Annotated in this window: 26 protein-coding genes and 1 tRNA gene; 26 read left to right on the top strand and 1 reads right to left on the bottom strand. The window is 38.4% G+C overall.

Translation table 11 applies throughout. The features are described 5' to 3' along the window. Positions 1-393 precede the first annotated feature (393 nt). The 8 genes from rpmH (at position 394) to rsmG (ending at position 7,211) form a co-directional block, all read left to right on the top strand. A complete protein-coding gene (gene rpmH, locus LAJLEIBI_RS18015) occupies positions 394-528 on the top strand; it encodes a 50S ribosomal protein L34 (protein ID WP_004607108.1) in 135 nt (44 codons plus the stop codon). Positions 529-577: 49 nt separating this feature from the next. After that, positions 578-931, top strand: a complete 354-nt coding sequence (gene rnpA, locus LAJLEIBI_RS18010) for a ribonuclease P protein component (RefSeq protein ID WP_006443780.1) — start codon at positions 578-580, stop codon at positions 929-931. A 14-nt stretch (positions 932-945) separates the two neighbouring features. Further along, a complete protein-coding gene (gene yidD, locus LAJLEIBI_RS18005) occupies positions 946-1,158 on the top strand; it encodes a membrane protein insertion efficiency factor YidD (protein ID WP_083790619.1) in 213 nt (70 codons plus the stop codon). A gap of 38 nt (positions 1,159-1,196) precedes the next feature. Beyond that, positions 1,197-2,267, top strand: coding sequence for a YidC/Oxa1 family membrane protein insertase (locus LAJLEIBI_RS18000; protein ID WP_006443779.1), 1,071 nt, complete (start codon positions 1,197-1,199; stop codon positions 2,265-2,267). 12 nt (positions 2,268-2,279) lie between these two features. Next, entirely contained in the window at positions 2,280-3,092 is an 813-nt protein-coding gene (gene jag / locus LAJLEIBI_RS17995; RefSeq protein ID WP_006443778.1) for an RNA-binding cell elongation regulator Jag/EloR, read from the top strand. A 91-nt stretch (positions 3,093-3,183) separates the two neighbouring features. Then, the gene (gene mnmE, locus LAJLEIBI_RS17990; protein WP_006443777.1) at positions 3,184-4,620 is read left to right on the top strand and encodes a tRNA uridine-5-carboxymethylaminomethyl(34) synthesis GTPase MnmE; all 1,437 of its coding nucleotides are present in this window, start codon (positions 3,184-3,186) and stop codon (positions 4,618-4,620) included. Next, on the top strand, positions 4,586-6,487 hold the full coding sequence (gene mnmG / locus LAJLEIBI_RS17985) for a tRNA uridine-5-carboxymethylaminomethyl(34) synthesis enzyme MnmG (RefSeq protein WP_006443776.1): 1,902 nt from the start codon (positions 4,586-4,588) through the stop codon (positions 6,485-6,487). The genes mnmE and mnmG overlap by 35 nt, the downstream gene beginning before the upstream one ends. A gap of 10 nt (positions 6,488-6,497) precedes the next feature. After that, on the top strand, positions 6,498-7,211 hold the full coding sequence (gene rsmG / locus LAJLEIBI_RS17980; RefSeq protein WP_006443775.1) for a 16S rRNA (guanine(527)-N(7))-methyltransferase RsmG: 714 nt from the start codon (positions 6,498-6,500) through the stop codon (positions 7,209-7,211). A gap of 71 nt (positions 7,212-7,282) precedes the next feature. Here rsmG and LAJLEIBI_RS17975 read toward each other — a convergent pair whose 3' ends face one another. Continuing rightward, entirely contained in the window at positions 7,283-8,245 is a 963-nt protein-coding gene (locus LAJLEIBI_RS17975) for an alpha/beta fold hydrolase (RefSeq protein WP_006443774.1), read from the bottom strand. 337 nt (positions 8,246-8,582) lie between these two features. On the opposite strand from LAJLEIBI_RS17975, the gene LAJLEIBI_RS17970 reads away from it, so the two are divergent. The 18 genes from LAJLEIBI_RS17970 to LAJLEIBI_RS17885 all read left to right on the top strand — a co-directional run bounded on the left by LAJLEIBI_RS17970 (position 8,583) and on the right by LAJLEIBI_RS17885 (position 25,591). Beyond that, complete coding sequence (locus LAJLEIBI_RS17970; RefSeq protein ID WP_040435160.1) at positions 8,583-9,344, top strand: ParA family protein; 762 nt, start codon at positions 8,583-8,585, stop codon at positions 9,342-9,344. 17 nt (positions 9,345-9,361) lie between these two features. Continuing rightward, complete coding sequence (locus tag LAJLEIBI_RS17965) at positions 9,362-10,270, top strand: ParB/RepB/Spo0J family partition protein (RefSeq protein WP_040435659.1); 909 nt, start codon at positions 9,362-9,364, stop codon at positions 10,268-10,270. Positions 10,271-10,276: 6 nt separating this feature from the next. Beyond that, the gene (locus LAJLEIBI_RS17960) at positions 10,277-10,819 is read left to right on the top strand and encodes a DUF4446 family protein (RefSeq protein ID WP_006443770.1); all 543 of its coding nucleotides are present in this window, start codon (positions 10,277-10,279) and stop codon (positions 10,817-10,819) included. Positions 10,820-10,847: 28 nt separating this feature from the next. Next, complete coding sequence (gene serS, locus LAJLEIBI_RS17955; RefSeq protein ID WP_006443769.1) at positions 10,848-12,131, top strand: serine--tRNA ligase; 1,284 nt, start codon at positions 10,848-10,850, stop codon at positions 12,129-12,131. 26 nt (positions 12,132-12,157) lie between these two features. Beyond that, on the top strand, positions 12,158-13,033 hold the full coding sequence (locus LAJLEIBI_RS17950; protein ID WP_006443768.1) for a DUF3881 family protein: 876 nt from the start codon (positions 12,158-12,160) through the stop codon (positions 13,031-13,033). A gap of 255 nt (positions 13,034-13,288) precedes the next feature. Continuing rightward, positions 13,289-13,361: transfer RNA gene (locus tag LAJLEIBI_RS17945), tRNA-Arg, on the top strand. A 247-nt stretch (positions 13,362-13,608) separates the two neighbouring features. Then, a complete protein-coding gene (locus LAJLEIBI_RS17940) occupies positions 13,609-14,295 on the top strand; it encodes a response regulator transcription factor (RefSeq protein WP_006443767.1) in 687 nt (228 codons plus the stop codon). Next, complete coding sequence (locus LAJLEIBI_RS17935) at positions 14,288-15,235, top strand: sensor histidine kinase (protein WP_006443766.1); 948 nt, start codon at positions 14,288-14,290, stop codon at positions 15,233-15,235. Before LAJLEIBI_RS17940 ends, LAJLEIBI_RS17935 begins: the two co-directional genes overlap by 8 nt. Positions 15,236-15,368: 133 nt before the next feature. Further along, entirely contained in the window at positions 15,369-15,857 is a 489-nt protein-coding gene (locus tag LAJLEIBI_RS17930; RefSeq protein WP_187120302.1) for a cysteine hydrolase family protein, read from the top strand. A 131-nt stretch (positions 15,858-15,988) separates the two neighbouring features. Then, entirely contained in the window at positions 15,989-17,269 is a 1,281-nt protein-coding gene (locus LAJLEIBI_RS17925) for an MFS transporter (RefSeq protein WP_006443763.1), read from the top strand. Positions 17,270-17,303: 34 nt separating this feature from the next. Then, positions 17,304-17,672 (top strand): ACT domain-containing protein, encoded by a 369-nt coding sequence (locus LAJLEIBI_RS17920; protein ID WP_040435158.1) that lies wholly within the window; start codon positions 17,304-17,306, stop codon positions 17,670-17,672. Positions 17,673-17,945: 273 nt separating this feature from the next. Beyond that, the gene (locus LAJLEIBI_RS17915) at positions 17,946-18,617 is read left to right on the top strand and encodes an ABC transporter ATP-binding protein (RefSeq protein ID WP_006443760.1); all 672 of its coding nucleotides are present in this window, start codon (positions 17,946-17,948) and stop codon (positions 18,615-18,617) included. Positions 18,618-18,628: 11 nt separating this feature from the next. After that, positions 18,629-21,253, top strand: coding sequence for an ABC transporter permease (locus LAJLEIBI_RS17910; RefSeq protein ID WP_006443759.1), 2,625 nt, complete (start codon positions 18,629-18,631; stop codon positions 21,251-21,253). 837 nt (positions 21,254-22,090) lie between these two features. Continuing rightward, entirely contained in the window at positions 22,091-22,876 is a 786-nt protein-coding gene (locus tag LAJLEIBI_RS17905; protein ID WP_006443757.1) for a class I SAM-dependent methyltransferase, read from the top strand. A gap of 28 nt (positions 22,877-22,904) precedes the next feature. Further along, positions 22,905-23,270 carry a VOC family protein gene (locus LAJLEIBI_RS17900; RefSeq protein WP_006443756.1) on the top strand — a complete coding sequence of 122 codons (366 nt, stop codon included), beginning with the start codon at positions 22,905-22,907 and terminating at the stop codon, positions 23,268-23,270. Positions 23,271-23,386: 116 nt separating this feature from the next. Continuing rightward, a complete protein-coding gene (locus LAJLEIBI_RS17895) occupies positions 23,387-23,881 on the top strand; it encodes a GNAT family N-acetyltransferase (RefSeq protein ID WP_006443755.1) in 495 nt (164 codons plus the stop codon). A gap of 36 nt (positions 23,882-23,917) precedes the next feature. Then, positions 23,918-24,673, top strand: a complete 756-nt coding sequence (locus tag LAJLEIBI_RS17890; RefSeq protein WP_006443754.1) for a class I SAM-dependent methyltransferase — start codon at positions 23,918-23,920, stop codon at positions 24,671-24,673. A gap of 93 nt (positions 24,674-24,766) precedes the next feature. Continuing rightward, positions 24,767-25,591: a pentapeptide repeat-containing protein gene (locus LAJLEIBI_RS17885; RefSeq protein WP_006443753.1), complete on the top strand. Its 825-nt coding sequence runs from the start codon at positions 24,767-24,769 to the stop codon at positions 25,589-25,591. The last annotated feature ends 24 nt before the right edge of the window (positions 25,592-25,615 follow it).

Genomic DNA, 25,615 nt, shown 5'->3' with positions numbered 1-25,615 from the left:
TGCGATAAACTCCTAATCTTTCCATTTAAAAGGGTTTTAAGCATAAACCCGCTCTTTACATTTTACATCAAAATAGCTATTTAAGCAACGATTATTCCTGTGGATAACTTTATCATAAGCAAAATATAGCGCATACAGTGAACAAAAAGAGAAAAAAAACTGCATATCCACATCATATCCACTTAAAATCCACAGGTTATCCACAAAATGTGGATAATTTGGAAAAATATTGGGGACGGGGATTTTTTAAAATTCCCCCGTCCCCAATTAAAAAAAATGACAAAATCCCAGCTTTTGCTTGACGTACAGGCTTTTTTTTAATATAATCTTAACTGATGTCTTTAGAAATATGTGGGAGTATATCCCTTGTAAAATATAAGGAGGTGGATATCAATGAAAATGACATTCCAGCCAAAAAAGAGACAGAGAGCTAAAGTTCATGGTTTTAGATCAAGAATGAGCACAGCAGGTGGAAGAAAAGTGCTTGCAAGCAGAAGAGCAAAGGGAAGAAAGAGATTATCAGCGTAGGCCGCATATATGTGGCCTTTTCTTCTCTAAAAATTAGGAGATTCACTATATGAAATTTTCCGAATCTTTAAAGAAAAACAAGGATTTTCAGACCGTCTATAATAAGGGTATTTCTTATGCTAACAAGTATCTTGTCATGTATGTAATGGAAAATCACACAGAGCGCAACAGATTGGGGATTTCTGTAAGTAAAAAGGTAGGAAACAGTGTAGTACGACACCGGTTAACAAGACTGATCAGAGAAAGTTACCGACTACAAGAAGACAGGTTCAGATGTGGATTGGATATAATTGTGATAGCAAGAATAGGCGCTAAAGGAAAGAATTATAAAGAAATCGTAAGCGCATTGCTCCATCTTGGACATCTTCATGAAATTATAGATGAGGGAAATGATTCCCGTTAATGGAGTGACGTATTATGAAAAAAATTCTGTTAGGATGTATTAGATTCTATAGAAAGTATCTGTCTGGTCTTAAAAGATATTCTACATGTATCTATTACCCCACATGTTCACAATATGCGGTGGAGGCGATAGAAAAGTACGGAGCATGGAAGGGAAGTCGTCTGGCCATATGGAGAATATTGCGTTGTAACCCATTTGCAAAGGGTGGATATGACCCCGTACCCTGATAATTTATATTAATTGTATTTACAATGGAGGAAGAAAAATGACAGCAGCTACTTTATTAACTGCTGCAAACTGGCCGATCGTAGGACAGATTGCGTGGTTACTCGGTAAAGTAATGAACTTTATCTACACAGTGTTAGATAACATATTGCCATCAGACAATGGCCTTATTGGTTTATCAATTATATTTTATACAATAATCGTATATACAATCATGCTTCCGCTTACTGTCAAGCAGCAGAAGACGGCAAAGATGTCCTCTGTAATGAATCCTGAGATTCAGGCGATTCAGAAGAAGTATAAAAATAAAAAAGACCAGGCTTCAATGATGAAGCAGCAGGAAGAAGTTCAGCAGGTATATGATAAATATGGAACATCCATGACAGGCGGATGCCTTCCTTTATTAATACAGATGCCTCTGCTGTTTGCCTTATACCCGGTTATCTATGATATGCAGAGATATGTGCCTGCAATAAAAGGTGCGGCGACTTCTGTTAATAAGTTCATCACCATACCGGATCTTACCATGGCGCCTATCCAGATGATAAAAGAAAGCGGATCTTTCGGTATAGCGCCTGCAGTTGTTATCATAACAGCAATACTGCTCCCTGTTCTGTCAGGTCTTACACAGTATCTGAGTATCAAACTTTCTCAGAATATATCCGGACAGCAGATGGACAAGGATAATCCGATGGCCGGAACAATGAAGACTATGAATATGACAATGCCGATATTCTCAGTGTTCATGGTATTTACCTTATCCTCAGGTATCGGTCTTTACTGGATCGTAAGTGCGGTCGTACGTTGTGTACAGCAGGTACTTATCAATAAGCATTTAAGCAAGACATCTGTAGAAGATATTATTGAAAAGAACAAAGAAAAAGCAGCTGAAAAACGCCAGAAAAGAGGCGAGAAAGCTGAAAAAATAAATATGATGGCACAGACAAATACGAGAACTCTTAAAGATTCTGCAAACCGCGGTACTTCAGGTCTCACAGAAAAAGAAAGAGAAGAAAAAGTAACGAAGGCACGTGACAATGCCGGAAATGCTAAGGAAGGAAGTCTGGCATCAAAGGCAAACATGGTGAAAAAGTTTAATAAAAACGATTAGGGGGCAAGGGTTATGGAATTTATTACTGTATCGGCAAAGACACTGGATGATGCAATTACTGAAGCTTTAATCCAGTTAGGCGTAACAAGTGATCAGTTGGATTATGAGGTAATTGAAAAAGGAAGCGCAGGATTCCTCGGTATTGGAATGAAACAGGCAGTAATCAAAGCCCGCAAGAAGATAATACAACCCGTAAAAGAAGAGCCTGCTAAGGAAGAGTCTTTTAAAGAAGTAAAACGTGCAGAACCGGTAAAGAAAGAAAAACCGGCAGCAAAGAAAGAATTTAAAAAAGAAAATACTCCTGTAAAAGTAAAAGAAGAAAAAACAGCTGCGGAGAAAAAAGAAACAGATCTTGCAAATGTTGAGCCAGAGACCATTGCGGCATGTGAGAAATTCATTTATGACGTACTTCAGGCCATGAGCATGGAAGGGGTAAAGGTAACATCTGAAGTAGATGAAGAAGGCGCGCTGAGTATAGATATGGAAGGAAAAAACATGGGTATACTTATAGGAAAACGCGGACAGACGCTGGATTCCCTTCAATATCTTACAAACAGAGTTGCCAATAAGATGCAGGACGGCTATGTAAGAGTAAAGCTTGATACAGAAGACTACAGACGCAGAAGAAAAGAAACACTTGAAAATCTTGCAAAAAATATAGCAAGTAAAGTAAAGAGAACGAGAAGAACTGTTTCTCTTGAGCCGATGAATCCGTATGAAAGAAGGATCATCCACTCAGCTTTACAAGCAGATCCAGCAGTATCCACACATAGTGAAGGTGAAGAACCTTACAGAAGAGTAGTTGTGACATTAGTACGTAAATAAATAAAAAGAAAAAATAGGGGTTGAAATTGCCCCTATTTTTTGTATATTTTCATAGGGGTCAGACCCCTAACGCCAAAGGGGTCTGACCCCTATGAAAACGGAGGTAATTGTTGTGAAAACTCAAACTATTGCAGCGATTTCTACAGCTATGTCTGATTCGGGGATAGGCATTGTACGCATGAGCGGTGGGAAAGCTTTTATGATCGCAGACAGGATATATGAAGGAAAGAACGGTAAGAAGCTCGCTGCTCAGAAGTCTCATACAATACATTACGGTTATATTAAGGATGGAGAAGAGACGATCGACGAGGTGCTTGTCATGCTTATGAGAGGTCCTCACAGTTATACCGGGGAAGATACGGTGGAAGTAAACTGCCACGGAGGCGTATATCTTGTCAGACGTGTTCTTGAGCTTATGATCAAAAATGGGGCCAGGCCGGCAGAGCCCGGAGAATTTACGAAACGTGCTTTTTTAAATGGCAGGCTTGACTTATCACAGGCTGAAGCTGTCGGCGATCTGATCGCTTCACAAAATGAGTATGCGTTAAAAAGTTCAGTCAGCCAGTTAAAAGGAAATGTAAAGTCAAAAATAAATGACATAAGAAATAAAATAATATACCACACTGCATTTATAGAGACAGCGCTGGATGATCCGGAGCATATCAGCGTTGATGGATATGGGGAAGAATTAAGATCTGCTGTAAATGAATTATTATTAGAAATTAATAAACTGCTTTCCACATGTGATAACGGAAGGATCATTAAGGAAGGCATAAAAACAGTTATTGTAGGCAGGCCAAATGCAGGAAAGTCTTCTCTTTTAAATGTTCTGGTCGGTGAGGAAAGAGCTATCGTAACGGAGGTGGCCGGGACAACCCGTGATATACTGGAAGAGCATATCAACCTTCAAGGTATTTCACTTAATATAATAGATACAGCGGGCATAAGAGAGACAGATGACATTGTAGAAAAGATCGGGGTAGATAAAGCGAAAATGTATGCAGATGAGGCGGATCTGATTTTATATGTAATTGATGCGTCTGCGCCGCTTGATGAAAATGACAGACAGATTTTGAAAATGATATATGGAAAACCAGCTATTATATTGCTAAATAAGACGGATTTAGATATGATAATAACGAAGGAAAAAATAAAAGATGTTTATAATGCAAGTAATCCTGCAAATAATAATATAAGTAAAAGCAAAGAAATACAAGTAATAGAAGTGTCTGCAAAGAATCAGAACGGAATTGCAGACTTTGAAGAAGCTGTAAAAAATATGTTTTTTGAAGGAAATCTTTCATTTAATGATGAAATCTATATTACAAATGTCAGACATAAGGCAGCATTACAGGATGCCGGCGGTTCTTTACAGAAAGTGATAGATAGTATTGATATGGGAATGCCGGAAGATTTTTATTCAATTGACTTGTTAGATGCATATAAATCGCTTGGTGATATTACCGGAGATACGATGGGAGAAGATTTGATAAATGAAATATTCAGCAAATTCTGTATGGGAAAATAATGATGAATACGATGTAGTTGTTGTCGGTGCGGGACATGCGGGCTGTGAGGCGGCTCTTGCTGCCGCCAGACTTGGCTTTTGCACTATAGTATTTACGGTAAGTGTAGACAGTATAGCGTTGATGCCGTGCAATCCAAATATCGGAGGAAGCTCAAAGGGCCATCTAGTGAGAGAGATTGACGCGCTTGGCGGTGAGATGGGGAAAGTCATCGACAAAACCTTTATACAGTCAAAAATGCTGAATAAGTCGAAAGGTCCTGCCGTCCATTCTCTCCGCGCACAGGCAGATAAGCTTCATTACAGCAGAACGATGCGCCAGGTACTGGAAAATCAGGACCGCCTGGAGATTAAACAGGCGGAAGTTGTGAATATATTGACAGAAGATAATAAAGTGATTGGAGTGCAGACCTATTCAGGCGCTGTCTATCGCTGTAGAGCTGTCATTCTCTGTACGGGGACATATCTGAAGTCGCGTTGTATATATGGCGATATAAGTCAGAATACAGGTCCGAATGGTCTCCAGGCGGCTAATTACTTAACGGAATGTCTGAAAGAACTTGGTATCAGGATGTATCGGTTTAAAACCGGTACTCCCGCCAGAATTGACAAAAATACAGTTGACTTCAGTAAAATGGAAGAACAGTTTGGCGATGAAAGGATCGTGCCATTTTCATTTACGACAGATCCGGAGGACATACAGATAGATCAGGTATCGTGCTGGCTCACTTATACAAATAAGAAAACGCATGATATTATCCGGGCGAATCTTGACAGGTCACCTCTCTATTCAGGAATGATAGAAGGAACCGGGCCGAGATATTGTCCGTCCATTGAGGATAAAGTAGTCAAGTTTGCGGATAAGGACAGGCATCAGGTGTTTATAGAACCGGAAGGGCTTGAGACAAATGAAATGTATATCGGAGGAATGTCCAGTTCTCTGCCGGAGGATGTTCAATATGCAATGTATCGTACCGTACCTGGACTTGAAAATGTTAAGATCGTCAGAAATGCATATGCAATTGAATACGACTGCATAGATGCGAGACAGTTGAAACCTTCATTAGAGTTCAGAAACATTAAAGGTCTGTTCAGCGGCGGCCAGTTTAATGGAAGTTCCGGCTATGAAGAGGCGGCGGCGCAGGGCCTTGTAGCCGGCATAAATGCGGCCAGGATGCTGCAGGGAAAAGAACCGCTGGTCATAGACCGTTCACAGGCTTACATTGGCGTTCTTATTGATGATCTTGTGACAAAGGAAAGCCGGGAGCCATACAGAATGATGACATCACGCGCGGAATACCGGCTGCTTCTGCGGCAGGATAATGCCGACAGGCGGCTTACAAAGCTCGGATATGAGGCCGGACTTATAGAAAAAGAACGTTATGAACATTTTCTTATGAAAGAAAAGTGGATCACAGAAGAGATAGAGCGTGTGAATCATGTAAATGTCGGGGCAAATGAACAGGTACAGGATATACTTAGAGAGTATGACAGTACACCTTTAAATTCAGGAACCACTCTTGCAGAACTCATACGCCGTCCGGAGCTGTCTTATGAAGCGCTGCGTCCAATTGACAAAAAACGTCCTGTATTTCCGGAAGGACTGGAAGAAGAAATTATAGAGCAGGTAAATATTTCTATCAAATATGACGGTTATATCAAACGACAGGAAAAACAGGTAGAGCAGTTTAAAAAACTGGAAAAAAGAAAGATACCTGAAAATATTGACTACGATGATATAAAAAGTCTCCGCATAGAGGCAGTTCAAAAGTTAAAAGAGTACAGGCCTGTATCTATAGGCCAGGCGTCTCGTATTTCGGGTGTGTCTCCTGCTGATATATCCGTATTATTAGTTTATCTTAATGCATAGGGGTTTATAGATGAGTAAAATATTAAAAACGAAACTTCAGGAACTGAATATCTCTATTAATGACAGGCAGGAAGAACAATTTGAACAGTTTTATGATCTGCTTATAGAGTGGAATAAAGTAATGAATCTGACAGGGATCACAGAGTATGAGGAAGTGGTAGAAAAACATTTTGTGGACAGTCTTTCTCTTGTGAAAGCGATAGAAATAGATAAAATCCACAGTGTCATTGACATAGGAACCGGAGCCGGATTTCCCGGCATACCGTTGAAGATTGCATTTCCTCATCTGAATATAACGTTACTGGATTCCCTGAATAAAAGAATCCGGTTTTTAGATACGGTAATTGAGCGTACAGGACTTAAAGATATCAGAACAATACATGGCCGGGCTGAAGATTACGCAAAGCAGAAAGAATACAGAGAAATGTATGATTTATGTGTATCACGGGCCGTTGCGAACCTGGCCACTTTGTCTGAATATTGTATACCATATATACGGATAGGGGGTATATTTATATCATATAAGTCCGGAGATGTAGAAAACGAAAAGGAAGATTCCAGAAATGCAGCAGCATTATTAGGCGGCCGTATTAAAGATACAGTGAAGTTTCAACTGCCCGGAACAGATATAGGAAGGTCATTTGTTATTATTGAAAAAGAAAGGCAGACAGCTAAAAGATATCCGAGAAAAGCGGGACTTCCGTCAAAAGAACCATTAAAATGATCAGTCATAAAAAACAGCCTGTGAATATGAATAACTTATTCACGGGCTGTTTTTTGTTTTATACTTTTTATTTATTCTCCTGATGATAACAGTATATTTAACTGTTCAAGAAACTCATCTGGTTTCTCCAGTTGAGGAAGATATTTAGTATTATCCATTTCAACAATTTCAATAGAAGGAAGTATATCTTTATAGTCATTTGCAAAATCAATATTATCTTGATTAGATTTTCCTGCAACTATATATATACTGTTAGATAAAGACTCCAGGCAATGAGGTATATTTATTGTAGTGTAATATCCTAAAATACTTGCTAACAAATATTTTGATGATGCATTTCCCGAATGAGCAGACTCATAGTAAGTACGTATAATATCATCGTCAATGTTGTCAAAATCATCAAAGTAATCCATTTGGAACAGGGCTTCAATATCCTTACGTTTGGTGAGCATATTATAAACAAATGTACCCAGGATAGGAGTATTTATAAACCAGCTCAAACATTTACTTCTTTTTGTAGGTATTTTACCAAGAAGCTCTATACTTGCAGGATTGACCAGCACTATCTGATCAATTATTGAACTATCATTCTGACAAGCAGCCAAAACAAAGGAGCCTGACTCTCCTGTCGCTATTACATCTGTCTTATCACCAATTACATGTTTAATAAAATCAGTAATTAACTGGACATACATATAATTGGTATATGTTAAATTAGGTTTATCTGAACGTCCGCAGCCAAGCAGATCAATACTAAAAACAGTATATTTTTTTGATAATTCATCGACGGTCTTGTTCCACTCGTATGCAGAACTGTATGTAGTTAAATCATGAATTAGGAGTAACGGCTTACCTTCTCCTTTTTTTGTATAATATATTTTACCGAATCTCCATTCATAATAAGAACCAGATGGATTACTTAATAAATCATCTAATGTAGCAGAAAAGTAAATAAACTTATTTATCATGTGTATTGTAACAGCAGCAGCCCCGGTTAAAGCTGTTCCTGCAGCGAGTTTCTTTTTCCAGCTCATATTAACCCCACTTTCTTTTTTTGAAATAACGTCCCCTTGTTTCTTGTAGGAATAAACTTATTTAAGTTAATTGATTTAGTTTACTCATATAAATATTATACTACAAGAGGACTGATAGATAAAGCTTAAAAGTGAAAATGTTTCACGTGAAACATTTTAAAACAGCATGTCACCAAATAAAACATATACAATATAACTTTGACAGACATATAATATTCAATCATATAAAGTTTATGTATAAAAACAAAAATAAAATGTTTCACGTGAAACATTTAGTAGATATAATAACAAAAAGGTGGTATACTAAATCTATGCAAAAAACAGAAAGGTGATTAAAATGGGAAGAGTTATAGCCATTGCCAACCAAAAAGGTGGAGTTGGAAAGACTACAACAGCTATCAATCTGTCCGCCTGTCTGGCAGAAAAGGGCCAGAAGGTTCTTGCTGTGGACATGGATCCACAGGGAAATATGACGAGTGGGCTTGGATTAGATAAGGAAACGGTAGAAAAAACAATTTATGATTTGATTATCGGAGAAGCTGATGTAGAAGAGGTCTTACAGAAAGAAGCACTTGAAAATCTTGATATATTACCTACTAGTATAGATTTATCTGCGGCTGAAATAGAATTGATCGGGGTAGAAGAAAAGGAATTTATTGTAAGAGAAGCAATTAAAGATATCAGGGATAACTATAATTTTATTATTATCGATTGTCCGCCGTCGCTAAGTATGCTTACGATCAATGCCATGACGACTGCAGATACAGTATTAGTACCAATTCAATGCGAATATTATGCGTTAGAGGGGCTAAGTCAGCTGATACATACGGTTGAACTCGTGAAAGAACGTCTGAATCCTGGACTTGAAATAGAGGGAGTTGTATTCACAATGTATGATGCAAGGACTAATTTGTCATTGCAGGTAGTGGAAAACGTTAAAGATAACCTTCAACAGGCAATATATAAGACGATCATACCGCGAAATATACGTCTGGCAGAGGCTCCAAGCTATGGAATGCCGATAAGCCAATATGATCCGAAGTCCGCAGGTTCGGAAAGCTATATGAAATTGGCTGAAGAGGTAATGAATAAAAAATAATTAGTATGGAGGACAATATGGCAGTAAAAAAGAAAGGGCTTGGCAAAGGACTTGACAGCTTAATCCCAGACAAACCCCTGAAAACAACTACGACCAATACGAGTACCCCCTTGGAAGATAATAAATCAGACACAGGGGAGCGAACGATGAAGATAAATATGGTAGAGCCAAACAGAGAGCAGCCGCGTAAAAATTTTGAAGAGGATGCATTGTTAGAGCTGGCTGATTCCATAAAACAGTTTGGTGTACTCCAGCCGCTTCTTGTAAGAAAAAGAAAAGATTATTTTGAAATAATAGCAGGGGAGCGAAGATGGAGGGCTGCCAAGATGGCAGGCATTAAAGAAGTGCCGGTTATTGTAAAAGACTATACAGAACAGGAAATTGTGGAAATTTCCCTTATAGAGAATATACAGAGGGAAAATCTGAATCCAATTGAAGAAGCCATGGCATTTAAAAAGCTTTTGGAAGAATTTAACTTAAAGCAGGATGAAGTAGCTGAAAGAGTTTCAAAGAGCAGAACAGCTGTTACAAATTCTATGCGCCTTCTCAAATTGGATGAGAAAGTACAGCAGATGATCATAGATGATATGATTTCAACAGGACACGCGAGGGCTCTTCTTGCGATAGATGACCATGAACAGCAATATATACTGGCAAATAAAATATTTGATGAGAAGCTGAGTGTCCGGGAGACTGAAAAACTGATCAAAGAACTTAAAAATCCTAAAAAACCAAAGGAAAAGAAAATAATTGAAAATCAGTTTGTATATACAGATCTGGCCGAAAAATTAAAAGAAGTAATGGGTACTAAAGTAAGTATAGCATCTAAAGGAAAAGGAAAAGGTAAGATAGAGATAGAATATTATTCGGACAGCGAACTAGAACGTGTGTTCGATTTAATGATGAGCGTCAACAAAGGAGAATAGACATTTATGGAAAGTAAGATACTAAATGCATTAGGAATCGACCCGGCTTTTATCTTCATCTTTATGTTGATATTGTTTATCGTATTGTTTATATTATATGTAAACGTCACCATGAAGTATAACCGGTTAAAAAGCAGCTATGCATCGTTTATGAGAGGAAAAGATGGCAAAACTTTAGAAGAAGGCTTTAAAGACAAGTTTGCGGAGATAGATACAATACTTAAAGTTACAAAGCAGAACCGTCAGGATATACGGGAAATCAACAAAAAGATGGAAGGCGACTATCAGAAGCTCGGTATCATCAAGTATGACGCGTTCAACGAGATGGGAGGTAAGCTCAGTTTTGCATTGGCCATGCTGGACGGCAACAACAACGGCTGGGTGATAAACGCAATGCACAGCAGAGAAGGCTGTTACACTTATATTAAAGAGATCGTCAAGGGCGAAAGTTATGTAGAATTGGCGGAAGAAGAGGCAGAGGCACTTGACAGAGCTATCTTCAGCGAATCCTACGATAAAGAAATAAAAGACATTATTGATAAAGATTAAAAATAAAGAAGAATAATGAGGTGGAATTATGTTAGATATTAAATTTGTAAGAAATAATCCGGATATAGTGAAAGAAAATATCAAAAAGAAATTTCAGGATGATAAACTTCCTCTAGTAGATGAGGTATTACAATTAGACCAGAAGAATAGAGATATTAAACAGGAAGTTGAGGCGCTGCGCGCGGACAGGAATAAAATTTCCAAACAGATAGGCGCGTGCATGGCTCAGGGAAAAAAAGAGGAGGCAGAAGAACTCAAGAAAAAAGTACAGGAAAATGCTGACCGGGTGGAGACTTTGTCAGCTGAAGAAAAGCAGGTAGAAGAAAAGATCAAGAAGATCATGATGAGTATTCCAAATATCATTGATCCTTCTGTTCCGATCGGTAAAGACGACAGCGAAAATGTAGAAATACAGAAGTACGGCGAGCCTGTGGTGCCAGACTTTGAAATTCCGTATCATACGGAGATCATGGAGAACTTCAACGGCATAGATCTTGAGAGTGCAGGAAAAGTTGCAGGAAACGGCTTCTATTATCTCATGGGCGATATTGCCAGACTTCACTCTGCAGTGATCACATACGCAAGAGACTTTATGATCGACCGCGGATTTACTTACTGTATTCCGCCATTTATGATCCGCAGTAATGTAGTGACCGGTGTTATGAGCTTTGCTGAAATGGATTCCATGATGTACAAGATAGAAGGCGAAGACCTTTATCTTATAGGAACAAGTGAACATTCAATGATCGGTAAATTCATAGATACGATGCTTTCAGAAGACCAGCTTCCGCAGACACTGACGAGCTACTCACCATGTTTCCGTAAGGAAAAAGGCGCGCATGGCATTGAGGAGCGTGGTGTATACAGAATCCATCAGTTTGAGAAACAGGAGATGATCGTTGTCTGCAGGCCGGAAGAGAGCAAGACATGGTATGATAAACTGTGGCAGAATACAGTAGATTTATTCCGCTCTCTCGATATACCGGTACGTACACTCGAGTGCTGCTCCGGAGATCTTGCCGATCTGAAAGTAAAATCATGTGATGTAGAAGCCTGGTCACCGAGACAGAAGAAATATTTTGAAGTAGGAAGCTGTTCCAACCTTGGCGATGCACAGGCGAGAAGACTTGGTATCCGTGTAAAAGGAACAGACAGCAAGTATTTTGCACATACCTTAAATAACACAGTAGTAGCGCCACCTAGAATGCTGATCGCATTTCTGGAGAACAATCTCCAGGAAGACGGCTCTGTCCGCATACCGGAAGTATTGCAGCCGTACATGGGTGGAATGAAAAAGATTGAAAAGAAATAAAACATTCAAATTGTAAGGAAGAACCCATGCATAAATATTTACGGGCCATAGGATATGGCAATATAACTTCAAAGAGACAATTGAATGAATTCCTGAAAAAAGCAGAGGATACATTTACCCATCATGAACTGGTAGAAGTAGAAAATGAACTGGATTTCTGCGAGTACCAGAGGGAATGCGGCGCCGGAATTGGCGTCTCCGTCTGCGGAGATATGGATATCAACGAACATTTTGAACGGCAGTATTATTATCCATACTTTATCGGCAGCGGGCTGACATCTTACGCAGATGTGGTCGTAGAGCGGAGAATGGGTGAAGAAGCCTATGTCGGAATCTGCGAGGATGTCAAAGTGGGCATCAGCCTGATATTTTATCTGCAGAATTCAGTAGAATTTATCAAGGAAAAGCAGATAGCGGGAAAGAAAGTGAAATACGGTTCCGTAACACTTTCCGGGCTCTGCAACAAAGGGACAATACTCCTTCCCGTATTAAAAAATGCCGAATCCGAGAAGAAAAGGCAGGAAGAATCCAGAAACAGGATGATGCTTCTAAGCGCCGCAAAAAGCGGCGACCAGGCAGCAATGGAGAGCCTGACACTGGATGATATAGATATTTACTCAAAAGTATCAAGACGGCTCATAACAGAAGATGTATTCAGTATTGTAGACACATGCTTTATGCCGTTTGGAATAGAGTGCGACTGTTATTCCATATTGGGAGAGATACTGGAAATACATACAATAGAAAATGAGGATACAAAAGAACAGCTGTATATCATGAAGCTGGACGTAAATGAGCTGCAATTCGATATCTGTGTGCCCGTGAAGAAGGTAACAGGCGAACCCGCTGTAGGCCGGCGTTTCAAGGGCGATATCTGGCTGCAGGGAAGAATTAATTTTTAGCCGTAGTTGGGGACGGGGTTTTTCTAGAAAAACCCCGTCCCCAATTCAAATAATGGTGTCCCTTTTTGAATTTACCCTGTCCCAATTGGATATTGATTTTTTCCTGATATAATGCTAAAATATAAAAGCTGACAATTTAATATGTTTCTGTAGCTCAGCAGGATAGAGCGTCCGCCTCTTAAGCGGAAGGGGGTCACTCACCAAAATAGAATAAATAGTTTATAACAGTTGAATAAACTGCTATAATATACAAGTGTCTCTGTAGCTCAGGGGATAGAGCATTCGCCTCCTAAGCGAAGGGTCGGACGTTCAAATCGTCTCAGGGACGCTGAAAGTGCTGAAAACTCGAGGGTTTTCAGCACTTTCTTTTTCATGAACGCGGGGCAATCCGAAGCGCTGTATTAACGGCTGTGGGACAAAAACAAGCTGCATTTGACATCAGCTGACTTTGGGGTGTTTGCCTTCTTTGTATAGTGTGTGCACTGATTAACTGGATGCTATAGAAGGGGAACAAATAATATAATGCTATACTTTTCAGAAAAATATCTTGTTACTCTTAAGGAGGTAAGTTACGATTGAGGATTCTTATTATTGAGGATGATGGAGGTCTGTCCAGAGGCATTACTTTTACCATGGAGAGAGAGGGATATAAGGTGGAATGCTGTTCAGGATATAAGCAGGGGCTTGCAAAAGTCCAAAAGACACCGCCGGAGCTGATCCTTTTGGACTGGAACCTTCCTGATGGAGATGGATTAGATCTTTGTAAGAAAATAAGAGAATTTTCCCATGTTCCAATTTTAATGATAACCGCAAGGGATATGGAGATGGATGAAGTGATGTGTCTGGAATGTGGAGCTGATGACTATATTGCCAAGCCGTTTTCTTTGGCAGTACTAAAAGCCAGAGTTTCAGCTCTTTCCAGACGTTATGTCCTAAAGACGGGTTCCAAAAGACTACTGGTATCTGGAGATATCAGCATAGATGGAGCGGAGATGAAGGCATACAAAGGGGATAGAGCGCTGGATCTAAGTTTAACTGAATTCCGTCTGTTGAAATATTTTTTGGAAAATAAAAATCAAGTATTGCTGAAGGAACAGATTCTGGAATATGTGTGGGATATGGGCGGCACTTTTGTAGAAGAAAATACTCTAACTGTGAATATTGGCCGTCTTCGCCGCAAATTAGAGACAAATTCCTCCAGTACTGAATATATTAAAACCATCCATGGCATGGGTTATTTATGGGAGGAGTGCCATGACTGAGAAATGGATGGTGGTTTTAAGCATAGGAATCGCAGTTGTCAGTGTGCTGGCTTCGGCAGGAACGGTGATTTATTATATCTGTTCTATTAAAAAGATGGAAAAGGTTCTTGATAATTTTCAAAAAGATAAAACACAGAATCTGACGATTACAAAAGAAACAAGGGAATCTAAGCTGGTAAGCCGTTTGAACAGGTTACTGGGGAATGTTTCGAGAAATCAAGAACAGGCTTTAGAGGAAAGAGATCAAGTAGCCAGTCTGGTTTCTGATTTGTCGCATCAGTTGAAGACCCCTCTCTCCAACATTCTTATGTATACGGAACTGTTGGGTGAAGAGGGATTGAGTCCGCAAGAGAAGCAGGAGTTTCTTAGGGAAACCCGTATGCAGACAGAGAAAATGCAGTGGCTGATGAAAACGCTGATGAAGGCATCCAGACTGGAGCAGGGAATCATATCATTTCCTGTGAACTGCACAGGAATCAGGAAAACAGTTGCTATGGCGGTGGGAGGCATATATGCCCGGGCAAGTGAAAAGAAAATCACTATAGAAACCAGCGGATTAAAAGAGTATGTGCTGTATCACAACTCTAAATGGACAGCAGAAGCTTTGGAAAACATACTGGAAAATGCGGTGAAGTATTCACCTGAAGGTTCTGTGATCACCATTGGATTATATCCTATGGAATTTTATGCTCGTGTTGATATTCAGGATCAGGGATTAGGGATAGAAGAAAAAGAGTATAATGATATTTTTAAAAGATTTTACAGAGGAAAGCAGGTAGAGCAACAGGAAGGAAGCGGATTGGGACTTTATCTGGCTCAGCTTATATTAAACCGGGAAAAGGGGTATATTACTGTGACTTCCAGTCCGGGAAGGGGAAGCTGCTTTCATGTATATCTGTTAAATGAAATCAGTGCAAAAAAAACTATTATGCGTCAGTGAGTCCATAATAAATGGGTTCACTGTCTTTTTGTGACAATAATGTCATAACTTTTTTCTTTTATGTCAGAATAATGTCAGTTTTTTATGATAGTATTGAGGATATTGCAATATCAAACAAAATGAAGGAGTCATGATTATGAAAAAAGCTTTAGTGGTAATAGATATTCAAAATGATATAACAAAAAATTATAAGGAGATTATTGACAACATAAATGCGTTAATTGATTGGGCGGTTAGTAATAATATTTATATTGTTTACATTAGACATGAAAATTTATCGGCTGGTACAAGGACTTTTAAACCTAATACACATGGAGCTGAATTAGCTTCAGACTTAAAAATTGTTTCAGCTAATGTTTTCACAAAATCTAAAGGAAATGCATTAACCAGTGAAGGATTTGTGAATTTCATAAATGAAATATCCAATTTCTATATTGCAGGGGCAGATGCAGTGGCCTGCGTGAAATCAACCTGTTATAACCTGCGCAAAGCAAATTACGATGTAAATGTTTTATCAGACTGTATTACAAGCTATGATAAAAGAAAGATTGTTGAAATGCTGCATTATTATGAAAGCAAAGGCTGCAAACTACTCCGTTTACATGATTTAATAGATTCATAAGCTAAAAAAACATATAGAGATAAAAGCAAAAAATATAAAATGGAGGATAAATATGTATATAATAGATAACAATTTTAGCACAGGTGAACTAAAACATTTTTTCGCTCTCATGCAATCGTTGCCATCTAACAATGAATAATAGTTTTAAAAAATATATTGTCTTTTGGCTTAGTCAGGCTCTCTCACAGCTTGGCAGTTCTATGACCAGCTTTACGTTGATACTATGGACATACGAGAAGAATGGCTCAGCGATGACAGTTTCACTGATGTCATTCTTTAACTATATTCCGTATATTATTGCAAGTCTATTTGCGGGATCCTTTGTAGATAGCCATAATAAAAAGAAAATTATGCTTGTATCGGATACTATTGCAGCGTTTTGCTCTGTAATTGTTTTTGCGCTTAGTATGAGAGGAGAACTTCAGATATGGAATATTTATCTTGTGAATTTTATTACCGGTTTTATGAATGCGTTTCAGGGACCTGCGTCAACGGTTGTAATTGGTAAAATTGTGCCCAAGGGCAAAATAAAGCAAGTCAGCGGAATGAACTCATTTTCAGGTAACCTGGTGACAGTTATATCCCCTGTATTAGCTGCTTCACTATTCTCATTCGGCGGTTTACCGCTCATAATTATAGTTGATTTAGCAAGTTTTAGTTGCGCCTTTGTGGTATTAGTGTTTGTGCTAAGCATCCCAGAAGAAAATAAGACTAAAAAGGATAAATTTACTATGTTTTCTGGTAGCAGGGAAGGTTTTGTTTATTTGAGGAGTAATCACGGTATTTTTATGATTATTCTTACAATGGCGCTTTTGAATTTTTTATCAAGATTAACTTATGAAAATATTTTGTCCCCTATGATATTAGCAAGAAGTGGAAATAACTACGATATACTTGGTCTTGTTAATGCGGCAATGGGAGTCGGGGGCATTGCAGGCGGTATTATTGTTTCGTCCGGAAGAGTAAAAGGAAACAGCATAAAAATGATTTATGTTTCCGCTATGCTTTCATTTTTATTTGGCGATGTTATGATGGGGTTAGGCAGGACTAGAATTGTCTGGTCTCTTGCAGCAGTAGCGGCAAGCCTGCCGATAGCATTCATCAATGCGGGACAGATGGATCTGCTATATCGGAATGTACCGGAGGAGATGCAGGGAAGGATTTTTGCAGCGAGAAATGCTTTGCAGTTTAGCACAATTCCAGCAGGAATTCTGATGGGCGGCTGCCTGGCCGATTATGTGTTAGAACCATTGATGCGGACAGATACAGCACCGGTAAAAATGTTACAGCATATAGTTGGAACAGGAGCAGGCAGTGGTATGGCGCTGATGTTTCTGTGTACAGGTTTGGCAGGGGCGGTATTCAGCATAATTTCATATCAAAATAAGGAAATACGCAGGTTAAAACTATGATTAAAAAAACAATTTGTACAGTGGAGGAAATATTGTGGAAATTAAAAAAATTCATTATGAGTTTTCAGTATGTAAAGTTACAGATTATTCACTTGTGAAATTTGATTCAGAATATAGCTTTATCAGCAAGACGGATGAAGAAAATTCATTGGTATGCATAACAAAAGACGTGCCGTCCAATACAACTAGAAGAGATGATGGTTGGAAGGCGTTTCGTATTCAGGGAATGTTGGATTTTTCGCTGATTGGGATACTGTCTAAGATTTCCGGAATTTTAGCTGAAAATAAAATAGGAATTTTTGCAATTTCAACTTTTAATACCGACTATGTGCTGACGAAAAGAGAAAATTACGAGAGGGCATTAGATGTTCTCAATCATGCCGGATATAAAATTGAAGAATAATAAATCTCCGTTTACCGGGTTAAAAAATAAATAAGAATTTGAGGTATGGCAGAAAATAGTAAGAAATTTTTTTGAGTAACATATATCTGGTAGTTATATCATTAGAATTTGGCAGTGCTCCATAAAAAATGGGCACTGTCTTTTTCAATATAATACCGGTTATGACAATTGTGTCATAATTTTTTCTTCATGTGTCAGCATGCTGTCAGATTTTTACGATAGTATAAATATCAAAACACCAAAAGGAATATTTGAATAGTAAGGAGACTGATTATGGAAATATTAAAGACAACAGGTCTAAAGAAATATTACGGCTCCGGTGCCAGTCTGGTGAAGGCTCTGGACGGCGTAGATATTGCAATTAAAGAAGGAGAATTTACTGCAGTAGTAGGTACTTCCGGTTCTGGAAAAAGTACACTTCTGCATATGCTTGGCGGGTTGGAGTATGCCACCTCCGGAAGTGTAACAGTGGCAGGAAAAGAAATTTTCAAACTTAATGAAACGGACCTGACAATCTTTCGCAGGAGAAATATAGGTTTTATATTCCAGAATTATAATCTGGTTCCTGTCCTCAATGTGTATGAAAACATTGTTCTGCCTATTGAATTAGATGGAGAAAAGCCGGACAAGGAGTTTATTTTGGATGTTATGGGAATGCTGGGGCTGATGGAAAAAAAGAACAGCCTTCCCAGTCAGCTTTCCGGAGGACAGCAGCAAAGAGTGGCTATAGCAAGAGCTCTTTCCAGCAAGCCTGCCATTATTCTTGCAGATGAACCTACCGGAAATCTTGATTCAAAGACCACTCAAGAAGTGTCGGGACTTTTGAAACTTACAGGGGACCAGTTTAAACAGACCATTGTAATGATCACCCACAATGAGACACTGGCTCAGTTATGCGATCGGGTTATCCGTATCGAAGACGGTAAAATTGTAAAAGACCAGTAAGGAGACAGACTATGAGAAATAATAATCGGAAAGTAGTCATAAAATTATCCAACAGGAATCTTAAGAGTAATCGGATGAGAAATATATTTGCAGTGGGAGCTATTACACTTACCTGTATCCTTTTTACGGTTCTGTCTTCTATAGGCGTAGGAATGATACAGGTTTCACAAGAACAGATTATGAGAGAAGTAGGTGGCAAATTTCATGCAAGTCTCGAAGGCACTTTAAAGGAAGAGATGGAGAGCATTACCGAAGATCCCAGAGTAAAGGAATTTTCATGGAATATTTATGTAGGGCACGTGGAAAATATCCTGAAACGAAATGGTGAGATCCGTTATACTTCCAGTAAAAAGGAGTTGGAAAATTCATTTATCTCTTTGAAAGAAGGTAAGATGCCAAAGAATGAGGATGACATAATTATAGACACCTTTATTCTTGACGAGTTAAAGCTTCCGCATGAACTGGGAGTGAAGGTTCCTCTGACGTTTTATTTTCAGGGAGAAAAAATTGAAAAGACATTTAAAGTCTGTGGCTGGTATGAGGGGGACGGTGTGAGCCATGCTTCACAGTTATATATATCAAAGAACTACTGGAAGAAGCTAAAGGGGGACAAAACAGGTAATGATTTTAAGGAATGGGCGAGGAAGCACCCGGAAGACAGCAATGTAGGCGTCTATACTGTGGGATTATTTTTTGACAGCACAAAAAATATTGAAAGTACAGTGCAATCAATCATAAAGGATGCAGGTTATGAACCGGGCGGACAAGTGAAAGATAGCGTAAACTGGGCTTATATCCAGAACCGGGCAGAAAAGGTGGAACCGGGTACTTTATTCTTAATGGCAGGGGCCTTGGCAGTGATTATCTTGACTGGGTATCTTATTATTTATAATATTTTTCAGATTTCCATTTTGCAGGACATTCGGTTCTATGCACTTTTGAAGACCATCGGAACTACAAAAAAACAGATAAAATTCCTGATTCGCAGACAGGCATTCTTATTGTCACTTGCAGGTATTCCCATTGGGCTGGCAGTTGGCTATGGAATCAGTAAAGTGCTGTTTCCGGCAGCTTTAAGTATGCTGGACTTCAAGGATATGGAAATAAGTCTGCATTTTCACCCAGCTATTGTACTTTTTGCGGCAGGATTCAGTCTGTTTACGGTTGCGGTAAGCTGCCGAAGGCCGGGGAAGATTGCGGGCAGCGTATCTCCTGTAGAGGCAGTACGTTATACAGAGAGAGGTAAAAAAAGGAAAAAAGCTAAAAAAACAGAAAGTGGCGCTAAAATACATGCTATGGCATTGTCCAATCTAGGGAGAAATAAGAAAAAAACAGTATTTGCCATTTTGTCCATGAGTCTGAGCGTGGTTCTTCTCTCCATGGTTCTGACAGCAATGGGTAGCTTTCAACTGGACAGTTATCTGAAATCCCGTCTGCTAGGAGATCTGACTGCAGCAAATATTAATTATACATCATCTTCCCGAAGCTCTGATTTTACAGTGGAAGCGGATTACGTGGATATGCTCGACAGCCAGCCCGGAATCCTTTCCAGAAGTGAGATGTGGACAAACAGTGGGTTAGACTGCGTATATTTGGGCGAAAAAGAACAGATGAAATACCAGGAGCTTGATGACAAAGGACTTCTGCGAAAGGGGAATGAAATCAATGCAGCTGTTTTAAATAAACGTCTGGATTCAGGACTTATGCCGGGAAACAGATATGCGTATAATGAGGCTTTGCTTATGAATCTGAAGATTATGGAAGGGGAACTGGATATAGAAAAATTCCGACAGGGAGGCTATGTTTTGGCTACCTCTTTTCTGGGTAATAAAACTGTAAGCCTATATGAACCCGGAGATAAGGTAACACTTGGATTCATCACCGATAAATCTGTTCCAAGGGAAATAAAAAACGAAGATGGCCAACAAATAGATGTTATCTATGAAAATCAGAGAATGCTGCAGTATGAAGTGATGGCAGTGATAGAAGTCCCCTCTTCTATGGATAAACGGATATATAATGTCGATGGAGTGGATTTTGTACTACCTATGGAGGATATGAAAGAAAATACACTCAATCCTACCCGCTTTGCTGTATCCTATGAGCTCGAAAAAGATGCCATCATCAATTTTGAGGCTGCCGCAAAGAACTATACAGAAAATGTAAATCCCTACATGGGATACTTGTCTAAGAGACAGTTGAAAGAAGAATTTTCAGGGTTATTGAGTGGTATATCGGTATTGGGAATAGTCATGAGCGGAGTGATCGCCTTTATTGGTATTTTGAATTTTATAAATTCCACCATTACGGGGATTTTTTCCAGAAAACAGGAGTTTGCAGTTCTATGCAGCATCGGGATGACTAAGGAGCAACTGAAAAAAATGCTTCTGGTGGAAGGATTGTATTATGTTCTGATTGCTTCCGGCATCAGCGTCGTCTTGGGGAGTGCGCTTTCATGGGCCGTTCTGCGTGCTTTGAATCAGTTTATATTGTTTTTTGATTACCAGTATAATCCTTGGGCCTTTTTGATTATGATTCCAATTTTTACCACCATAGCCTGCGTAGTGCCCGTTGTAGGGTTTACCCGTGTTGGCAGGGAAAGCATAGTAGAGCGTTTGAGAAATACGCAGTCTTAAACCAAAAGAGACAGGAATTGGGATGAAAATACGGAGGATATTCCAATTACCGGGTATCAGAATAAAGGTTGAAAAAGAGCGGTGAATCGACTGTAAGTTATGTAACAGAAGCTGCATGATGGGATTAGATGTACATAAAATGGTGCGGATTGGCCATGTGACTGATCTCAGAGGAGAGAAAAATATCTGCCGAAAGTAAACCCCCTAATGAAAATATTCTTAATGATAGAAATTAATTCAGTAACAAACCAGAATATAAGGGGAAACGGGATGGAACTTGATGATATTACCTCCTGTTTCGGAAGTTAAAATACCCAGGAAAATTAAAGGGTTTCAGGGTATTTGAAGGTCTTAGGTTATACGACGGGTGATTGGGTTATTTTTTATACTAACAAGAGCATCAGTGAAGAAAGTAAAATAAGATATAAACTTCGCGGGTGTGTGATATAATTAAAATGTCAAATTTAAGTTTGTTAAAGAAGAAGGAGATTGCTTATGACAACTTTTATATGCTTTGCAATTGCTATGGTGTTTATATATGTTATGAGATTATTTACTGGCGGCTTTAACATCACAGAATTACTGTCATTTTTGTTGATGATAGTATTACTTGGCTCTCATGTATATTTATCTACAAGGAAAAAAGCAGTCTATGGAATTGTGATACCGATATTTATTATTGCGTCGTTTTATCCTGTATACAAAATGATGAACCCTGCAGGCACAACTTTTCTTGTACTTACTGTGTCGTACATGATAGCTTTAGGCAGTTGTATTTATATTTGGTATAAGGCAAGGAAGACAATAACCGATTTCTAATTTGGAGGTGTGGCAGTCATGGAAATAACAGATAAAAATATTGATGGCGGGAAAGCCTTTGACTGGGGGAAAACTTCGTCAGATTATGCAAAATTTAGAGATATTTATCCGCAGGAATTTTATGATAAAATTATAAGCCGTAAATTATGTATAAACGGTCAAAAGGTACTTGATATGGGAACCGGGACTGGGGTTCTGCCCAGAAATATGTACCACTATGGAGCAAAATGGATAGGTACAGATATATCCGTAAATCAAATTGAACAGGCAAAAATTCTTTCTGAGGGTATGGATATTGATTACTATGCATTATCAGCAGAAGATGTGAATTTTCCAGATGAGTCATTTGATGTAATTACTGCATGCCAATGTTTTTGGTATTTTAATCATGAGGAGACGGTGTCTAAGTTTTATCGTATGCTTAAACCTGACGGGCGTATTCTTGTCTTGTATATGGCTTGGCTGCCTTATGAGGATAAAATCGCAGGAGCAAGTGAGAAACTTGTGCTGAAATATAGTCCGATGTGGAGTGGTGCAGGAGAAACGATTCATCCAATATGCATACCTGATTGTTATGATGAAAAATTTGAATTAGTTTATCATGAGGAATATCCTTTATATGTACATTTCACTCGTGAAAGCTGGAATGGAAGAATGAAAGCCTGCCGGGGGATCGGCGCTTCACTTACGGAAGAAGAAATCGCCATGTGGGAACAGGAACATATGAAATTACTCACAGAAAATTCGTTTGCTGAGTTTGATGTTTTACATTATGGCGCTGTTGCTGAACTTAAAAAGAAGTAATGGCTAAACTTAAATTTGATGAGGTGAGATGATGATAACAGGATACTATTGTACGAATATTTTTTCTAAGCAGGCAAAAGAACTTATTAGGTTCTACAGGGAAATATTAGAAATACCCTTTATTAAGACTGATGTGGACGAATCAAATGGGGTTTATCTTGGCTTTATAGAAAACGCACCCACTCTTTGTATATGGGATTGTAAAGTATTTGACGCACAGCCTACGGGACATCAATCATTTGTCTTTCAAACAGATAATCTAGATTTAACTATGGAATGTCTGAAGAAAAAAGGTGTCGACTTGTCTGAAGCTATTAGATATGATTGGGGAACTTATGAGGTTCGCCTAAATGATATTGATGGTAATGAGATAGTAATATCTGAGTTTGTATAAGTTAAAAAGAAAATAGCAGTGGGCTATCGTCTAAATGAGGATTATTGGAATAAGAAAATTGCGACAACTTCCAGTTTGTAGTGGGGGAATATTGAATTTATTGAAGGAATAGAATAATGAGAATCGAAACAGAGCGACTTAATATTATTGCACTTACTCCAGAACAGCTTGAACTATGGACGTATAACATTAGAGAGCTTGAAAAGGAACTACTATGTTCATATAAGGCGGAACCAATGGAGGGCTTGTTTCGTGAAATTGTATGCGGACAAGTAGAAAAGGCTCAAAAAGACCCTGCCAATTATCTATGGCACACTTTTTGGTTTATTGTTAAAAAGTCAGATCGTTGCGTAGTTGGATCAATTGATTTTAAGGATGTTCCTAACAGTGATGGAGAAGTTGAAATAGGCTATGGCTTAGGGCGGAATTTTGAGCATAACGGTTATATGACAGAAACGGTTCAGGCGTTTTGTAATTGGGCTTTTAAGCAGGACGACGTAAAACATATTATTGCTGAAACAGATATTGATGGTGCTTCATCACAAAGAATTCTAATAAGATGCGGTTTCAAAGAATATGCCAGAAATGATACTATATGGTGGCGGTTATAAATTAGAATTTGTAAACGAAAAGAGGAATTGAATATTATGGATATAGAAAACAGTATTATGGCTACAAAGCAAGGATTTGAAGATAGTTTTTCTTTGGGGGACTATTACAATAAGCAGACACAAGATGAACATCATTTGAAAAATATTCTTGATTTTCTGCCATTTTCTGCGGATATGAAAATTTTAGATTTAGGTACGGGAAGTGGTTATTTGTCTTTTCCTATTGCAAAAAAATATCCAAATATATCTATCATTGGACTAGATATTGTTGAAAAGGCATTAGAAGTCAATCGTTTTAAGGCAAATGAAGAAAATGTCCAAAACATTAGTTTTATAACCTATGATGGTGTCAATTTTCCATTTGCTGATAATGAGTTCGACATGGTTATTTCAAGATATGCGCTGCATCATTTTCCAGATATACAAAAAAGTATTTCTGAGATTAGCCGTGTTATTAAATCAGATGGCTTCTTGTTTATTTCAGACCCTACACCTAACGTCAATGATACGAGCCGGTTTGTTGATGGATACATGCAGCAAAAAAAAGATGGTCATATTAAGTTTTATACAAAAGATGAATGGTTACAAATATGCGGAAAGTATGGGCTGCGATTCAAGAAATCTTTTGACAGCACAATTCGGTTTCCGAAGAAAAAAGATACAGCTTATGGATTTGATGAATTATTAAAGAAACACGATAAAGAGATTATTGAGAGTTATGAACTTGAAGTAGTGGGAAATGAAATATATATAACCGAACGAGTTAATAATATTTTATTTTGCAAACGATAACTCCCAGTTTGTTACCGGGCCATTATATAATAGATTTGAGACAGGTAAAATAATGGAAGATAAATAGAGAATAGTTGATGGGATTGAAAATAGATGATGATACATGAAAGAAATGATAAAATATGGGACCACATGAAGGCGGATTGTTCAAAATGTTCAGGACTGTGTTGTACTGCTCTGTTTTTTTCAAAAACAGATGGCTTTCCAAAAGATAAAGCAGCAGGGCAGCCATGTACAAATTTATTAAACGATTACCGATGTAAAATACATTCGCAGCTTGAAAAGCAGAAAATGAAAGGCTGTATTGGTTATGACTGCTTCGGCGCAGGACAGCAGGTGACACAGGTTATCTATCAAGGCCAGACCTGGAATGACATACCGGACAGGTCAACAGAAATTTTTGCTGTTTTTATAAATGTGTTTAAGCTTTATCAAATCAGATATTATCTGATAGAAGCAGCATCGCTTATTTCAGCACAACCATTAAAAGAATCCATTCAGTGTCTGATTGAGGAAAATATAAAAATGTGCCATTATAGCCCTGAAAGTATCTTATCTTTAGATCTAGAGCAATACAGGCAAAGGTCGAATCATATTTTAAAACAAGTGTGTAAGCTGCTTCAACAAAGTCTTCATAGCGAAGATAAAAAAGTCCCGGCTAATTTTCTTGGGGGTAATTTTAAAGGACGCGACATGAGTGGAGCAAACCTCAGCTCAAAACTTTTAATAGCCGCAAATTTTGAAAAATGCCTTTTTCATGGAACGATTTTTTTAGGAGCCGACACAAGAGATACAAACTTTAATAATGCGGATCTAAGCGAAGCTGTCTTTTTAACGCAAGGACAAGTTAATTCTGCAAAAGGAAACCGTAATACAAAATTACCCTGTCATTTAGATTATCCATCAACATGGAAATAAAGAATAAATTTGGAACTGAAAGGA

Source organism: [Clostridium] hylemonae DSM 15053, from assembly GCF_008281175.1.
Lineage (GTDB): Bacteria > Bacillota > Clostridia > Lachnospirales > Lachnospiraceae > Extibacter > Extibacter hylemonae.
The sequence above is the reverse complement of the archived record's forward strand: the minus strand, read 5'-3'. Positions and strand labels throughout refer to the sequence as shown.

Coding starts and splice junctions, on each gene's coding strand:
- LAJLEIBI_RS17975 (WP_006443774.1), bottom strand. CDS start 8,245: ATGAGCTGGAAAAAGAAACTCGCTGCAGGAACAGCTTTAACCGGGGCT.
- mnmE (WP_006443777.1), top strand. CDS start 3,184: ATGAAAACGGAGGTAATTGTTGTGAAAACTCAAACTATTGCAGCGATT.
- LAJLEIBI_RS17915 (WP_006443760.1), top strand. CDS start 17,946: ATGGAAATATTAAAGACAACAGGTCTAAAGAAATATTACGGCTCCGGT.
- LAJLEIBI_RS17970 (WP_040435160.1), top strand. CDS start 8,583: ATGGGAAGAGTTATAGCCATTGCCAACCAAAAAGGTGGAGTTGGAAAG.
- LAJLEIBI_RS17885 (WP_006443753.1), top strand. CDS start 24,767: ATGATGATACATGAAAGAAATGATAAAATATGGGACCACATGAAGGCG.
- LAJLEIBI_RS17890 (WP_006443754.1), top strand. CDS start 23,918: ATGGATATAGAAAACAGTATTATGGCTACAAAGCAAGGATTTGAAGAT.
- LAJLEIBI_RS18000 (WP_006443779.1), top strand. CDS start 1,197: ATGACAGCAGCTACTTTATTAACTGCTGCAAACTGGCCGATCGTAGGA.
- LAJLEIBI_RS17900 (WP_006443756.1), top strand. CDS start 22,905: ATGATGATAACAGGATACTATTGTACGAATATTTTTTCTAAGCAGGCA.
- LAJLEIBI_RS17965 (WP_040435659.1), top strand. CDS start 9,362: ATGGCAGTAAAAAAGAAAGGGCTTGGCAAAGGACTTGACAGCTTAATC.
- LAJLEIBI_RS17950 (WP_006443768.1), top strand. CDS start 12,158: ATGCATAAATATTTACGGGCCATAGGATATGGCAATATAACTTCAAAG.
- yidD (WP_083790619.1), top strand. CDS start 946: ATGAAAAAAATTCTGTTAGGATGTATTAGATTCTATAGAAAGTATCTG.
- rpmH (WP_004607108.1), top strand. CDS start 394: ATGAAAATGACATTCCAGCCAAAAAAGAGACAGAGAGCTAAAGTTCAT.
- LAJLEIBI_RS17935 (WP_006443766.1), top strand. CDS start 14,288: ATGACTGAGAAATGGATGGTGGTTTTAAGCATAGGAATCGCAGTTGTC.
- rnpA (WP_006443780.1), top strand. CDS start 578: ATGAAATTTTCCGAATCTTTAAAGAAAAACAAGGATTTTCAGACCGTC.
- LAJLEIBI_RS17895 (WP_006443755.1), top strand. CDS start 23,387: ATGAGAATCGAAACAGAGCGACTTAATATTATTGCACTTACTCCAGAA.
- serS (WP_006443769.1), top strand. CDS start 10,848: ATGTTAGATATTAAATTTGTAAGAAATAATCCGGATATAGTGAAAGAA.
- LAJLEIBI_RS17960 (WP_006443770.1), top strand. CDS start 10,277: ATGGAAAGTAAGATACTAAATGCATTAGGAATCGACCCGGCTTTTATC.
- mnmG (WP_006443776.1), top strand. CDS start 4,586: ATGAAATATTCAGCAAATTCTGTATGGGAAAATAATGATGAATACGAT.
- LAJLEIBI_RS17905 (WP_006443757.1), top strand. CDS start 22,091: ATGGAAATAACAGATAAAAATATTGATGGCGGGAAAGCCTTTGACTGG.
- LAJLEIBI_RS17910 (WP_006443759.1), top strand. CDS start 18,629: ATGAGAAATAATAATCGGAAAGTAGTCATAAAATTATCCAACAGGAAT.
- LAJLEIBI_RS17925 (WP_006443763.1), top strand. CDS start 15,989: ATGAATAATAGTTTTAAAAAATATATTGTCTTTTGGCTTAGTCAGGCT.
- rsmG (WP_006443775.1), top strand. CDS start 6,498: ATGAGTAAAATATTAAAAACGAAACTTCAGGAACTGAATATCTCTATT.
- jag (WP_006443778.1), top strand. CDS start 2,280: ATGGAATTTATTACTGTATCGGCAAAGACACTGGATGATGCAATTACT.